The organism is Chryseolinea soli (genome assembly GCF_003589925.1).
Lineage (GTDB): Bacteria > Bacteroidota > Bacteroidia > Cytophagales > Cyclobacteriaceae > Chryseolinea > Chryseolinea soli.
In genome coordinates this window covers 4,559,290-4,573,457 of the sequence record NZ_CP032382.1, presented here as the reverse complement: position 1 = coordinate 4,573,457, position 14,168 = coordinate 4,559,290, and the positions used below count along the sequence as shown (strand labels likewise).

Annotated in this window: 13 protein-coding genes; 6 read left to right on the top strand and 7 right to left on the bottom strand. The window is 52.1% G+C overall.

Going from position 1 to position 14,168, the window contains the following annotated elements; translation table 11 throughout:
* Positions 1-13: 13 nt before the first annotated feature.
* Entirely contained in the window at positions 14-970 is a 957-nt protein-coding gene (locus tag D4L85_RS19515) for a FecR family protein (protein WP_119755884.1), read from the bottom strand.
* A 127-nt stretch (positions 971-1,097) separates the two neighbouring features.
* Here D4L85_RS19515 and D4L85_RS19510 point away from each other — a divergent pair, with 127 nt between their 5' ends.
* Positions 1,098-1,661 (top strand): RNA polymerase sigma-70 factor, encoded by a 564-nt coding sequence (locus tag D4L85_RS19510; protein WP_119755883.1) that lies wholly within the window; start codon positions 1,098-1,100, stop codon positions 1,659-1,661.
* A 37-nt stretch (positions 1,662-1,698) separates the two neighbouring features.
* On the opposite strand, the gene D4L85_RS19505 is transcribed toward D4L85_RS19510, so the two are convergent.
* From D4L85_RS19505 to D4L85_RS19495, 3 genes are all read right to left on the bottom strand, one after another.
* Positions 1,699-2,094 (bottom strand): RidA family protein, encoded by a 396-nt coding sequence (locus D4L85_RS19505; protein ID WP_119755882.1) that lies wholly within the window; start codon positions 2,092-2,094, stop codon positions 1,699-1,701.
* An 83-nt stretch (positions 2,095-2,177) separates the two neighbouring features.
* Positions 2,178-3,443 (bottom strand): MFS transporter, encoded by a 1,266-nt coding sequence (locus D4L85_RS19500; RefSeq protein ID WP_119755881.1) that lies wholly within the window; start codon positions 3,441-3,443, stop codon positions 2,178-2,180.
* Positions 3,444-3,470: 27 nt separating this feature from the next.
* Positions 3,471-4,691 carry a DegT/DnrJ/EryC1/StrS family aminotransferase gene (locus D4L85_RS19495; RefSeq protein ID WP_119755880.1) on the bottom strand — a complete coding sequence of 407 codons (1,221 nt, stop codon included), beginning with the start codon at positions 4,689-4,691 and terminating at the stop codon, positions 3,471-3,473.
* Between the two features lie 162 nt (positions 4,692-4,853).
* Between D4L85_RS19495 and D4L85_RS19490 the strand changes: the two genes are divergently transcribed.
* Positions 4,854-5,183 (top strand): PadR family transcriptional regulator, encoded by a 330-nt coding sequence (locus D4L85_RS19490; protein WP_119755879.1) that lies wholly within the window; start codon positions 4,854-4,856, stop codon positions 5,181-5,183.
* The gene (locus D4L85_RS19485) at positions 5,180-7,852 is read left to right on the top strand and encodes an ABC transporter permease (protein WP_119755878.1); all 2,673 of its coding nucleotides are present in this window, start codon (positions 5,180-5,182) and stop codon (positions 7,850-7,852) included. The genes D4L85_RS19490 and D4L85_RS19485 overlap by 4 nt, the downstream gene beginning before the upstream one ends.
* 49 nt (positions 7,853-7,901) lie before the next feature.
* On the opposite strand, the gene D4L85_RS19480 is transcribed toward D4L85_RS19485, so the two are convergent.
* Complete coding sequence (locus D4L85_RS19480) at positions 7,902-8,738, bottom strand: ROK family protein (RefSeq protein ID WP_119755877.1); 837 nt, start codon at positions 8,736-8,738, stop codon at positions 7,902-7,904.
* 122 nt (positions 8,739-8,860) lie between these two features.
* Entirely contained in the window at positions 8,861-10,135 is a 1,275-nt protein-coding gene (locus tag D4L85_RS19475; protein WP_119755876.1) for an MFS transporter, read from the bottom strand.
* A 294-nt stretch (positions 10,136-10,429) separates the two neighbouring features.
* Here D4L85_RS19475 and D4L85_RS19470 point away from each other — a divergent pair, with 294 nt between their 5' ends.
* The 3 genes from D4L85_RS19470 to D4L85_RS19460 all read left to right on the top strand — a co-directional run bounded on the left by D4L85_RS19470 (position 10,430) and on the right by D4L85_RS19460 (position 13,108).
* Positions 10,430-10,951 carry a YybH family protein gene (locus tag D4L85_RS19470; protein ID WP_160143857.1) on the top strand — a complete coding sequence of 174 codons (522 nt, stop codon included), beginning with the start codon at positions 10,430-10,432 and terminating at the stop codon, positions 10,949-10,951.
* Between the two features lie 68 nt (positions 10,952-11,019).
* Complete coding sequence (locus D4L85_RS19465) at positions 11,020-11,550, top strand: ORF6N domain-containing protein (RefSeq protein ID WP_119755874.1); 531 nt, start codon at positions 11,020-11,022, stop codon at positions 11,548-11,550.
* A 97-nt stretch (positions 11,551-11,647) separates the two neighbouring features.
* Positions 11,648-13,108 (top strand): glycoside hydrolase family 140 protein, encoded by a 1,461-nt coding sequence (locus tag D4L85_RS19460; RefSeq protein ID WP_119755873.1) that lies wholly within the window; start codon positions 11,648-11,650, stop codon positions 13,106-13,108.
* 60 nt (positions 13,109-13,168) lie between these two features.
* Here D4L85_RS19460 and D4L85_RS19455 read toward each other — a convergent pair whose 3' ends face one another.
* On the bottom strand, positions 13,169-14,140 hold the full coding sequence (locus D4L85_RS19455; RefSeq protein WP_119755872.1) for a helix-turn-helix transcriptional regulator: 972 nt from the start codon (positions 14,138-14,140) through the stop codon (positions 13,169-13,171).
* Between the last annotated feature and the right edge of the window lie 28 nt (positions 14,141-14,168).

Here is a 14,168-nt window from a genome sequence, read left to right as displayed (position 1 = left end):
GTTTGCGGTTAGTTTATTTGGAAGAAATATAAACACTGGTGCCATCGCGGGTAACGCTTAGGTTGAACGTTTCGGCGATGGCATATAAAATGTCATTGATACTGGCGGACGAGATTTCGCCCGACAATTCGCGGTCTTGCAGCGTGGCGTCGTCAAAAACAACGTCCAGCCCATACGTATCTTTTAAGAGAACAGCGACGTCGCGCAGCGTGGTTCGGTCGAAATACAAAGTGTATTGCAGCCACGATGTGTATTGTTTTTGTTTTACGGTGCGTTTGGAGAGGTGGCGGTCAGTGCCCAGGGTGGCCAGTTCTCCTGGTGCGAGGAAAACTGAACTGGCCTTTGCCTGGGTGTTTTGCATGTCCAACTTCACTTTCCCTTCGGTCAACATCACTTCGGATTTCTTTTCGCGGCTCTTCACGTTGAATTTTGTGCCGAGCACCTCCACGTTGAGTTGGTCGGAAGCGTGGACAACAAATTTCTGGTGGTTCACGGTGTGTTGCACGGCAAAGAAACCTTCGCCGTCGATCCACACTTCGCGTGTATGTTCATGATCCCACTTCCTGTGGTAACGGAGTATAGAGTTGCCATTGAGTGTAACCGTCGAATTGTCGGGGAGCGTGACGGCAATGCGTTCGCCATAGCCGGTATGCACTTCCGTGTAGCGGTTGGCATTCCAATATAATACGATTGAAACGGTGAACAGTAGGGCAAACGCTGCTGCAGCGAGTAACGCCCACGGGCGCCAGGCCACAACCTTGCGCGGTTGCATGCGACGACCGATCTCTTCTTGTGTGGCCGCAAACATCTTCTTTTTCAATACTTCGCGTTCCGCGTCCGACAAGCTGTCGAGATAGGATGTGTCGCGCATCGCTTCCTGCCAGATCTGTTCCAACAGATATTTATCTTCAGCCGAGGCTTTGCCCGCCCGGAGACGCCGGATCAGATCCGCCAATACATATTTATTCATCGCACTTTTTTCAGGCTTGGTATATATGTAAGAAGGTTATGACCCGCTGCTACCCTAACTCGATTGTAATTTTTTTTAAAACGATTGCATTTTTGCTACCTTTCTACGCCCAACCCAATTTTATGGCATGTTAAAGATCGGCTCAACCGGTATGACGGAAGCGGAATTTGAAGAGATTTACGATCTCTTCTGGGCTAAACTTTATGGCCTGGCGTATAACTATTTTCGCGATAAGACCACCGCGCAGGAATTGGTGCAGGATGTGTTTGTGAATTTCTGGATGAAGCGCGAAAACCTGGGCCACGTCGAAGACCTGAGCGCCTACTTGTTCAGGTCTATGAAAAATCGCATCTACGATCACTTCGATAAAATTGCGAGCCAGGAAAAACTGGTCCGCCAAGCCAAGCAGACTTTTTCGGAGGAGACACACACGACGGAGGAAGCCGTGGCCTATGACGAGACGCTGGAGCTGTTAAACAGTGAGATCGACAAACTTCCCGATACTACCAAGACCATCTTCCGCCTCAGTCGCTTCGACCGTTACACCAATGAAGAGATCGCTTCCCGTCTGAACGTGTCGGGAAAAGCGGTTGAATACCATATCAGCCAGGCATTGAAGAAACTTCGCCTGCGGCTGGATCATCTTATATTCTTTATGATAGCGATGGTGCTGCTCGGCGCCTGCACGTGATCATGCCACGTCCATCAAAGCTTAGCACCGCTCATCCCTAACCTGCGCTCTTCGCCGCTATGGCTTCGATCTCCAACTTCCACTTCGTTTCCAACAGCTGACAGCATATCACTGTTAACGCCGGCCTGTTGTCGCCCAGGTATTTCATGCGCAACCGGACATTGGCTTCGTCGAATGACGGATCGCTTAAATAAGTCCGTAATGAAACGATGTTCGCATAATTCATTCCCGCCGACCGCAGAATGGTGCCGATGTGTTTCCAGATCAGTTCACCTTGTTCCTCAAACGATTCGGGCATGCTTTGACCGTCGGCCTCGTAGCCGTTGAGGCCGCTGATGATCAACAGTTTTGAATCGCCGCTGATCTCCACGGCGTGGCTATAGTTGCGATAGGGTGGAAAAACGCCTTCGGGGTTGAGTTGGGTAATGGCCATGATATCGGAACAAAGTTTTAGATTCTAATTATATAATGAGTACAGATCTAATCGATCAGCATAGAACAGGATAGTTGTAGATATTATTCCACAGCGGGCTTCGAAAATAAATCGCGCCAGCGCTTAACCCGGGCGTTGGTCACCAGGGGTCGCGCCCCGATGCCAATGCTCAGAATGTATCCCAACGTCATGCACAAGACCAACATGGCGAACCTCAGTCCAACGCTTTCGGCAAGACCTCCGATGATCAGCGGCATCACGGCACCTCCCACGATGCCGGTGCACAAGATCCCCGACAGCGTGCCGTGATGTTTCGGGAGCGAATTCATGCCCAACGAAAAAACAATGGACCACATGATCGAAAGAAAAAATCCGGTGAGCGGCAACGCGACCAACGCGATGCGCACATCACCAAACAGTCCGGACAAAAGACTGAGCATCGCGCCCAAGGCAAAAACGATCAGGATATGACGGCTGTCGAAAAGTTTTAGCAGCAACAAGCCCACAAAACAACCAAAGGTGAGGAGGCCCCAAAAGTAAGCAATGCTGGTGGCGCCGACGGTGGCAGGATCTACGCCATGATAGAGTTGTAAGAATTTAGACATCCAGTTTGCGATGCCTTGCTCGGTGCCCACATAACAAAAGATGCCCACAAAAAAGCGCAGCACCGTTTTGTCGCGCAGCAGTTCACGAAGCGTTTCGCCAGTATCGATGCGGTCTTCGGCCGTGTATTCCACTTTTGGAAAGGTGATCGCGGCAATGACCACGATCATGACCAGGCAGGTAACGGCAAAGACCCAGTACAACGAGACCCATTTCAACTCCGGCGTCACCAGACCGTTGAACAGCGCAGCGATGCCACTGGCGTGATGGCTGTGAATGTTCCCCACGAGGTAACTATAAAGCAACGGACTGAGAAACGATGCCGCCCCAAAAAAGAAATTGGCCAACACCGAGTTGAACGCAAAATGCTCCTCCCCTCCTGCTTGCCGCAATAAAGGATTGATCACCACCTGCAACATCGCCATGCCGATGCCGATGGAGAACAACGAGAGCAACGCGATCGTAAATTGCGGAAAAATGGCAAACACCTGCGCCGCCACCATCGCCAGGACAAAAGCCACGATGATCACCGTTTTCCCGGAATACTTCTCGATCAACACACCCGACGGAATAGACATCACACCATAAGCAACAAAAAAAGAGAACGGCAGGAACCCCGCCAGTCCGATGCTCAATTGAAAGCTGTCTATAATATCCGGCACCAGCGGCCCGAGAATGTTGGTGAGAAACGAAATGACGGAGAAAATGAGAAAGACGAGTAAGACGATGACGGTGTTGCGTTTCATAGGTTTGTTTCAAGATGGCGCCGTTTGTCAGTCGCGACGAACGGCGTGTTGTATTTTTTTTATGGCCGCTGCAAACTGCTCCATATCTTCTTTTGATCCGAGCATGGCATGTTGCAAGATCCACACGGCTTCTTCATAGCAAGCGCGTTCGGCCACGGGGCAGTGCACACGGGTATAGTCCACCGTGTCGGGAAGGGCATAGCACATGAAGTTCTTTTGTTGAAATACCGGCTGCTCATAAATCGGTTTCGGATAGCCCATGAATGCGGGAACACCTTCGGCGGCCAGCGCTTCGGCAAATTCCTTTTTCGACAATCCTCCGAATTTCGATTTGTCGTATCGAAAAATAAACAAGTGATAGGTGTGCACCGTTTCGCCGTGTCCACGCGTGAGCGGGGCGATGCCGTCGATCGAAGCCAGTAGGTTGCTCAAATATTTTCCATTGGTGTCGCGTACCCGTGTTTGTTCTTCCAGGCGCGCAAGTTGTTGCGATAGCAGGGCCGCCTGGAATTGCGTGATGCGATAGTTGCAACCCAGGTAGTGATGCTCATACCATTGACCTCCTTTTACACGACCCACGTTGCGCAGGGAATTCATCATGTTGTAAAGCGACTCGTCGTCGGTCACCACCAATCCCCCTTCGCCGGCGTTGAGGTTTTTTGATGATTGAAAACTAAAACAGCCGGCATGACCGATCGACCCCAGCTTCTTTCCTTTATATACGCCGCCATGGGCATGGGCCGCATCTTCGATGACGGTGAGGTTATGTTTTTTCGCGATCGCCATGATGCGGTCCATGTCGCAGGCCTGCCCGGCGAAGTGCACGGGGATGATGGCCTTTGTGCGCGGCGTGATGGCGGCTTCGATCCTGGCGGGATCGAGGTTATAAGTATCGGGCTCGATGTCGACAAAAACGGGAACGCAGTTCGCCTCCACCACGATGGTGGCCGTGGCAATGAAGGTGTAGGGCGGAACGATCACTTCGTCGCCAGGCTTTACACCCGATGCGATGAGCGCCAGCCGCAACGCCACGGAGCCGTTGGCGCACGCTATGGCATACTTGCTGCCACAAAAGGAGGCAAATTCGTTTTCAAACTTTTCCACCAGGCCGCTGCAATCGGGGTTTCCCCACTGACCGCTTTGGGCTACCTGCGTGACGGCGGCAACATCGCTTTCGTCAAAAACCGGCCAGGAAAAATTCCGGGTCACGGTCTTGGGCCCTCCGCGAAGGGCAAGTGTTTCTTTCATTCTAAAAAGTCAGTTCTAGGGAAAGATACATATTTTCTTTAGACCCCCCAGAGTCCGGTCGCTGAGAAAGTCTGTAACCTTTCCCCCCTTTTCAAGTAAATCTTCAAATTTCTTTTTTTTCTGGAAGGCATTGGCTTTATTTACTTAACAAAATATAAGCAAATGGGCAAAGAGTATCTCGGCGAGTTCGAAGAATTGATCCTGACCATGGTGGGCGTGTTGCAGGAAGAGGCGTATGGGGCGGTGATCGCCGAGGAGATCGAAAAGCGCCTGAAACGCGATGTGAACCTTAGCGCTGTGCACGTGACCTTGTACCGGTTGGAAGACAAAGGGCTGATAAAATCCAAGGTAGGCGGGGCCACCAGCGAACGCGGCGGCCGACGCAAACGGATCTACACCATCACCAGTGCGGGTCTGGCTTTGCTGCGTACAATGAAAGAAACGCGGATGGATCTTTGGAAGCTTATTCCCCAATTAAAAATGTCGGTATGACCCCCCATCCCCCCTCCTGGGCACTTCGTTTTCTACGATCGGTTTGTCCCGATCATTTGGCGGAAGAGATCGAAGGCGACCTGATCCAGAAGTTCGCGTCGGACGTCAGGCGGTTTGGACTATCCAGGGCCCGGCGCCGATTTGAATGGAACGCGATCCGGTTTTTCAGACCCGGCATCGTGCTTCGAAATAAATTAACCTATCAACTTATCAACACCATTATGCTGCGCAACTATCTCATCATCGCGTTTCGGAATGTGACCAAGAACAAGGTCTTTTCGCTGATCAACATTTTCGGATTGGGCACGGGGTTGGCGGTTTGTCTGCTGATCTTTCAATTTGTGTCGCATGAACTGAGCTTTGATACATTTTTTGATAACGCCGATCGCATCTATCGCGTCACCAACGATCGTTTTCAAAATGGCAAGCTGATCCAGCATGGCACGATCACCTATCCCACCATCGGACCGACGATGGCCAAGGATTATCCCGAGATCGAGATGTATACGCGTCTCATGCCGGGTGGCGATATGAACGTGAAGATTGACGACAAAATATTCCGCGGCGACAATTGTCATTTTGTGGACGAGCACTTCCTGTCGGTCTTTAGCTTTCCCTTGTTGGCCGGAGATCGCGCGTCGGCTTTAAAGGAACCGTATGCGGTGGTGCTGACCGAAAGTGTGGCCAAAAAATATTACGGCGTTACTGGCGGCGACTACACCAGCATCCTGGGAAAAACATTCTATTGGGGTCTTGATCAGCAGCCCTATAAGATCACCGGCGTGTGTGCCAACAACCCTGACAATTCGCACATCACGTTCGATGCGCTGGTGTCGTATGCCACACTCATCCGTCCCGAAGAGCACGGCGCCGACGACAGTTGGACGTGGTCGGATTTCCGGCATTACATCGTGTTAAAACCGGGCATAGATTACAAGGCATTCGAAAGCAAGTTTCCCGCTTTTAGCGACCGCTATTTCAAAGGCGACAAGGTATCGGGCAGCGTCGAAAAATTCTATTTGCAGCCGTTGAAAAAAGCGCATTTGTACTCCGACTATGAATACGATATCGCACGCACGGCCAGTGGCAAGGCGGTGTGGGCCATGTTGATCGTTGCTATTTTTATTTTGGTGATTGCGTGGATCAATTACATCAATCTCACCACCTCCCGGGCACTGGACCGTGCGAAGGAAGTGGGCTTGCGCAAAGTGATGGGTGCGCTGAAAACACAATTGGTGCGGCAGTTTATCTTTGAATCCGTTCTCATCAGTTTGATCGCGTTTGTGGTGGCCGTGGTGATCACCTGGGTTTCGCAGTCGACGTTCAACGATATTGTCGGCAGCCCGCTGTCGATGCTGAAGGTGTTGGGTGAGATGCAAGCACCCTCGATCATCATCGCCGTCCTGGTTCTAGTATCGGGTGTGCTGTTGGCAGGATTCTATCCGGCCTTCGTACTCTCGTCTTACCAGCCGGCGACTGTCTTGAAGGGTAAGTTTCAACATTCGTCGGGCGGGAAATTTATGCGGAAGGCCTTGGTCGTTTTCCAGTTCACAGCTTCCGCTACCCTCATTACGGGAACGCTTATTGTTTCCAAGCAATTAAAATTCATGAACGAAGCCGACCTGGGCATTGCCATTCGCAACATCATGCTTGTGGATCCACCCGAACTCACGGCCTGGGACTCCACCTTCATGACCCGTGTTGAAAATTATAAGGACGAACTCACCAAGATCAACGGCGTGGTCAGCGCGGCAACGTCAAGCCGGATCCCCGGCAACCGGCTTGGCCGCACATTCGGACTGCGGCTCGCGGAACAACCTTCCGACACACATTACACCATGAGCTTTTTTGGTGCCGACCATAATTTCATGGATACTTATGATGTGCCGCTGGTGGCGGGACGTAAATTTTTACCGACCGACCACAAATTCAATTTTAATGCCATCAACAGTGTGATCATAAACCAGAATGCCGTGGAACTGTTGGGGATCGCCAATGCGCAGGAAGCCATCGGAAAAGAAATATTGGATGGAGATTTGAAGGTGCACATCGTCGGCGTCGTGGGCAATTTTCACCAGGAGTCGCTGAAGAAACCGATGGAGCCCATTGTGTTCGTTCCCACCTACAGCACCTACGCCGAAACATCTATCAAGATCAAAACCAATGATCCCAAGCCGGTGATCGCGCAAGTGGAGACGGTCTTCAAAAAGTTTTTTCCCAACAATGCCTTTCAATATTCATTCCTGGAAGACCGCTATAACCGCCAATACAATGACGAAGACCGCTTTGCAAAAGTAGTGACCATTTTCACCCTGCTGGGCATTATCATCTCTTGCCTGGGATTGATCGGCCTCTCTTCCTACACGGCCGTTCAGCGCACGAAAGAGATCGGCATACGCAAAGCCTTAGGTGCTTCGCGTTTGGGCATCGTTTCGCTTTTGTCGGCCGACTTTATCAAACTGGTGGCGGTGGCCATTGTGTTGTCGTTCCCGTTGGCCTATATGGCGATGCAGCAATGGCTGTCGAACTATCCATACAAGATCGCATTGCAGTGGACGCTTTTCCTCTTGCCGGCGGTGACCATATTGGCTATTGCCTTTGCCACCATCAGCTTCCAGATCTTTAAGACCGCGAAGACGAACCCGGCAGACACGCTCAAGTATGAGTAAGCATGTCGCTCCGATCAGCGTGAATAAGCAGTAAGGAACTCGCTTGATTTTACGACGGCTCCGGCACTAAAGCCGCAGCGCCCAACAAAGCAATGTTCGGGTTTTGTGATTGATAGATCTTGATACGCTTCACAGACTCAGGATAGATAAAGTCTTGGAGAGAAGTATACAGGGATGCTTCGTATAAATTAAGAGACTTCGATAACGATCCACCCAGCACAATGGCTTCGGGATCATAGGCGTACATGACGCTCTTGATGGCTTGCCCCATGTGGACACCGAATGCGTCCCAGTATTTTAAAGCCTCGCGATCGCCCTGCTGGGCAAGGCGGCTGGCTTCTTCGCCGCTGAGGTTATAGTTTACGCGAAAGAAATTCCCGCTGGCATAATATTCCATGTTGTGGTCGAGATAGGGCAACAGGCCGATCTCACCCGCGCCACAATTGGTGCCGGAATAAAGCTGGTGGTTGATGATGAGGCCACAGCCCAATCCTGTGCCCGAAGAAATGCCGACGCCGTTCCTCACGCCCTTCAACTGTCCAAAGCGGTGCTCGCCCAGCGCAAAACAATTCACGTCATTGTTCACATAGACCGGCACATTGAAGGCCTCGTGCAGAATATCTTTTATGGGCACACGCTCCCACGACGGAATGTTCGCCGCGTTGAGAACGATACCTTTGTCCACGTCAACTACCGAGGGCACACCGATGCCGATGCCTGTCACATCGTGGTCGAAAAGCGGGCGGATAAACCGCGTCAACTCGTCAAGCGTTTCGCGCAAATTGCCCCGTGTGTTGAACGGCGCATTCCGTGGATGAATGATCTCGCCACCGCGTTCCAGACCTGCGCGGATGTTTGTTCCGCCTACATCAACTCCAATAACCATATGTTTTCTGATGATTTGAAGGAAGCGAAGTAAGCAAAAACTTCGCGCAAGCCGAAAATGAAGAGTGCAAACTTTTTTGTTCCACCCCTTTCCTGCGTTCGGCTTGTGATTCGTGGAAAGAATTAAGGAATAGCGGCTCGCAAACGCGGCGTGAGGCTGTGAAGAATGGCCAGTGCCACCAAGTAGGCTGAGCCGGCGACCACAAAAAGCGGCGCGTAGGAATGGGTGGACTGCAATAAGAAGCCCGCCGTGGTCGCGCCGAACATTCCTCCAATGGCGCCGACGGTGCTGCCGATGCCGACCACAGAGCCCACCGCCTGTCGGGGAAACATGTCGGAAGGCAACGTCAACAAGTTGGCAGACCATGCCTGGTGTGCGAACAGGGCCAGCCCGATCAACCCCACCGCTACCCACAGGTCTGTGGTCTGCGATGCCAGGTACACCGGCGTCACCGTAACAGACGCCAGCAACATGGTGAACTTTCGACTTTTAGTGACCGACCATCCGCGCCGGATGAGGTGCGAAGAGAACCACCCACCGGCCATGCTGCCCAGATCGGACATGACGTAGATGATCATGATGGGCACCCCGATCTTATCCAACGTGAGACCATGCTGACTGTTGAAAAATTTTGGCAGGAAGAAAAAGTAGAACGAGAAGATCGGGTCGCTCAGAAATTTTGCCAGGGCAAACGCCCACGTCTGTTTGTACTTCAGCAATTGCAACCAGGGCACTTCCGTGGTGGGCTCGGGAGGATCGCTTTGAATATAGGCCAGTTCCGATGCCGAAAGTTTGGGGTGTTGCTCCACGGGACGATAGGTGGCCAGCCAAAATAGCAGCCACACAAAACCCGATGCACCCGTGAGGATGAAAGCCCACTGCCACCCATAGTGAATGGCGATGACGGGCACCGCCAATGGCGCAACGATCGCACCGATGCTGCTGCCGGAAAGAAAAATGCCTGTGGCCAGCGACCGCTCTTTTATGGGGAACCACTCCGACACCACTTTGACGGCGGCCGGAAAATTACCCGCCTCACCCAAACCCAACGCAAACCGCCACCCGCCAAAACCCACCGCCGTGCGGGCGACCGCGTGCAGCATGGCAGCCACACTCCACACCAACACGGAAAACGCATAGCCTCCCCAACACCCAAACCGGTCCATGAGCTTGCCCATGAACAGGAAGCCGATGGCATAGGCTACTTGAAAAGCGGTGACGATCAATCCGTATTGCGAATCGCTCCAATCCATTTCTGTCTGCAGTTGTGGTGCCAGGATGCCCAGTACCTGGCGGTCGATGTAGTTGATGGCGGTGGCAAAGAACAGGAGCGCACAAATACGCCAACGATAATATCCCACGGAGGTAGTCTTAGCAGACAGCGTTTCGATTTCCAAAGCGTTACGGCATTAAGGTGTGGCGCTACGACAAGCGCAGGCATCCAACCAAGCTATGAAATTCCAGGCGCTTGTATAGCGATCCGGCACGAATTTATTCAGACGGCGACCACCAAGAAGCATTGCCCTGACTTCCGGCTTAACGAGTATATACCCTCGACAAACGGCGTTTGTTCGGCTTTCGTGGTTGAATATCGTGACGGTGCTTTTTCCGTCATCACCTCTTCTTTACCCACAGTAAGATTGCGTTTATTCGGTTGTACAAACCGTTCAATTCAATCTAAAAAAATCCATATGAGGACTCCCTACGCTCTCGCCTGCTTGCTCTGTGCAGTCTTTTCTGTTTTTTCATTTCATCCCCGCGAAGCTAACCTCGCAGGCGAATCCCTCGCAGCAACCGAACAGGATGAACAAGCCATCCGCAGCATTATTGAAGCGGAGACCGCCGCCTACTTCAACAAGGACAGCACCAAACTCTTCAGCTTCTATGTCGACGACCGCATCACCCAAAGTGCCTGGAATGGTTCCAACGGATCGTATGGCTCTTTCAAAGGGCTGGCCGCCATCCGCAAAAATTTCACAGAAGCTTTTCGCAAGAATCCAAAGCCCCAGCCGCAACCCAACATCGTGCGATCGCAGTGGTTCTTCCAAAAATTTTCCAATGAATGGATGTGGGTCAACTTTCTGCAGCAAACCGATGGCGCGGACGGCAAGCGATATACGAACTATGAGACGCGCGTCCTGAAAAAAGTGGGGCGCGAATGGAAGCTTGCGGTCATGTATTCGCTGGGCGATCATGGGTTGGGTGGGCATTAACAAAGGTCACTGCAATTTTCTTTCAGTCTCATTTCTTAAGCTTGTAGCACATAGTTCAAGTTTAAGAGATGACCGATAGCCTAACCGTTTCAGACGACGCTGTGATCAGCAAGATCCACCTGATCCGCGGACAGAAAGTGATGCTCGATATGGATCTGTCCGCACTCTATGGCGTGGAAACCCGGTATTTGAAGCGACAAGTAAAGCGAAATATCGAACGCTTCCCCGAAGATTTCATGTTTGAGCTCTCGCCACAGGAGCTCGAAAACTTGAGGTGCCAATTTGGCACCTCAAGTTGGGGCGGTGTCCGCTATGCACCCATGGCTTTTACGGAACAGGGTGTGGCCATGCTCTCCAGCGTTCTGGGCAGTAAGCAGGCCATTTCTGTAAATATTCAGGTGATTCGGGTGTTCTCGAAGATGCGGCAACTGCTCATTACGTCAAAAGACATTTTATTGAAACTCGAGCAAATCGAACGAAAGGCAGCGCAACACGATGACGACTTCAGGGTCATTTTCGCCTACCTGAAAGAACTTCTGGAGCCGCCGCCCACCGAGCCGGCTCGAAAGATCGGCTTTAGACATGCGAAAGAAGAGTAGATCCAAATCCGTTGACAGGCTGTTGCGGCGTGGCATGAAGGAACCGGTTACGAAATAAATAATTCTTTAGTATCTTCTCGCGCCCGAACCGCTCTTTATGAAAACCTACTCCACCGCCTGTTTCCTTCTTTTTCTTCTGTGCTCATCCATTCTTGCTCCAGGGCAGATCAAGGTGAGCGACAACAATCGCCTTCTCGCCACCAAAGACGGCAAGCCTTTCTTCTGGCTTGGCGACACCGATTGGGAATTGGTCCATCGTCTGACACGCGAAGAAGCCGAAGAATTTATTTCCCTTCGCAGCGCACAAGGCTTCAATGTTTTGCAGATCGTGGGGCTAACGGAATTCAACGGTATCCGTCATCCCAATCGCTATGGCGATTTCCCGATCAACAACGAAGACCCCACCCAATTGGCAGAGACACCCGGCGACGATCCGAACGATCCTTATGCATATGACTATTGGGATCACGTGGATTTCGTTATCCGAAAGGCAGCCGAGAAAGGTATGTACATCGGTTTGCTTCCTACATGGGGTGACAAGGTCACTCAGATGTGGGGGGAAGGCCCGGTGATCTTCAACGAAAAAAATGCAGAGATATATGCCGCCACGCTGGCCAAGCGCTACGCCCGGGATTGGAATGTGATCTGGATCCTCGGCGGCGATCGTCCCGCATTCTACGCGGCCAATCCCGATGCCACGCGAAAGAGTTTCGACGACCGGCCCATCTGGACGGCTATGGCCCACGGCATCGAAGGGGTGCTGGGCAAGGAGGCATTCATCACTTATCATCCGTCTGGCGGCGAATACTCGACCTCACAACAGATCCACAGCGAACCTTGGCTGGACATGAACACGTTCCAATCGGGCCACGGTGCCCGCGAAACGCCCGCCTGGGATTGGGTGACGCGCGACCTCGCGCTGAAACCTCAGAAACCGACGCTCGACATGGAGCCCTGTTATGAAGACCATCCCGTGAACCCCTGGGACGGAAAATGGACGCGCGCCCGTGGCTACTTCACCGCCTACGATGTGCGCGCACGGATCTACCGCGGCATCTTCGCCGGTGGCTGCGGCGTCACGTACGGCCATCATCATGTCTGGCAATTTCTCGACACCAGTCTCAATCCACCGATCAACGTGGGCGATACCCTCATCGCCTGGCGAAAAGCCGCCACCGCCGAAGCCGCGGGCGAGATGCAATACCTGAAAGACCTCATGTTATCGCGTCCTTATTTCTCGCGCATACCCGACCAAAACCTGATCGCCTCAGCGCGCGGCACCACCTACCTGGATGTGATCATTGCCACGCGCGATTCCAACGGTTCGTATGCTTTTATTTACTTGCCTCAAAACAGTCCCGTTAAAATTGACATCAGCAAAGTCAGCGGCTCCACTAAAAATGTTTGGTGGTTCGATCCACGCACCGGAAAATCAACCGCGGGAAAGAGCGTGAAAGGAAGCGGCATCAAATCGTTCACGCCGCCGTCAGGAGGAAAAGATTGGATATTGGTGATCGACGACGGGTCGAAAAAATTTGCGGCGCCCGGAGCGCATTAATGCATGGCGACCACTCCGCGCTACGTTGACAAGCACCGGAGGATAAATCAATACAGGAAGTTATTTTCTGAGGTCTTTGGGAGTGATCCCAAACTTTTGTTTGAAGGCGGTGGAGAAATGGTTGGCGTTTTTGTAGCCGATGCGAGCGGCCACTTCATTCACGCGAAAGCCGCCTTCCTGCAAGAGCGATTTGCCAAGGGAGAGACGTTGATCCAGCAGGTAGTCGAAGACAGACGTGCCGAAGAGCTCGCGGAATCCTTTCTTTAATTTAAACTCGTTGAGGCCGAATTGGGTAGACAGTGACTTCAGGGAATGTTCTTCGGTAAACGCGCGATCGAGGTAGGTCTTCAGATCGTGGAACGTGTCCCGATCTTTCTTGCGCAAGGCCTGGGGATCTTTGCTTACGGCCAACCTTTCGTTTACCTGCAACGCCACGATCTCCATCACTTTCGATTCGACATACAGTTCTTTGATCTTTCCGGTGAGCGGCGTGCTGAACAAATCGATAAAAATATTTTTCATGGCCGTGCCGGCATGGATGGGGCCGCTGTTAAAGGGCTCTTCGCGCTGCACGTTCTTCTGCAGGTCGGTGGCCGGAATTTCAAATGTATTCAGCAGGTTCGTATAGTAGTCGCGGTTCATCGCCAGGTGAACCGTGCGTATTTTCTTGGGCAACACCAGTTGATACCGGCTGTCGGGAATGTAGTTGAAATGATAGCGCGAGGCTTGTAAGCGCGACCGGATCTTACTGGCGTCGAAGCGGATCTCATACTCCGTTCCCGCCATGCACATGCAGATGTTGACATAGTCCTCCATGTTCCCGTCTTCAAAATCCACTTTCAGCATCTGACTGAATTCGGCCTGGATGTCGCGGATCTGGTAGTGCGCTGTCTTGATCAGCTTTTCACGATAAACGCCCGACAAGGCGCTTTGCGAAACTACGTGTTCGTATTCTCCTCCCTGCGGCAAAGCATCCGCGTGTTTAGAGAAGGACATGACATCCTGTTGGGTGACGGCGTACAGATCGGGCATACGTATAAAAGATGGAGCCGGCTCCAAA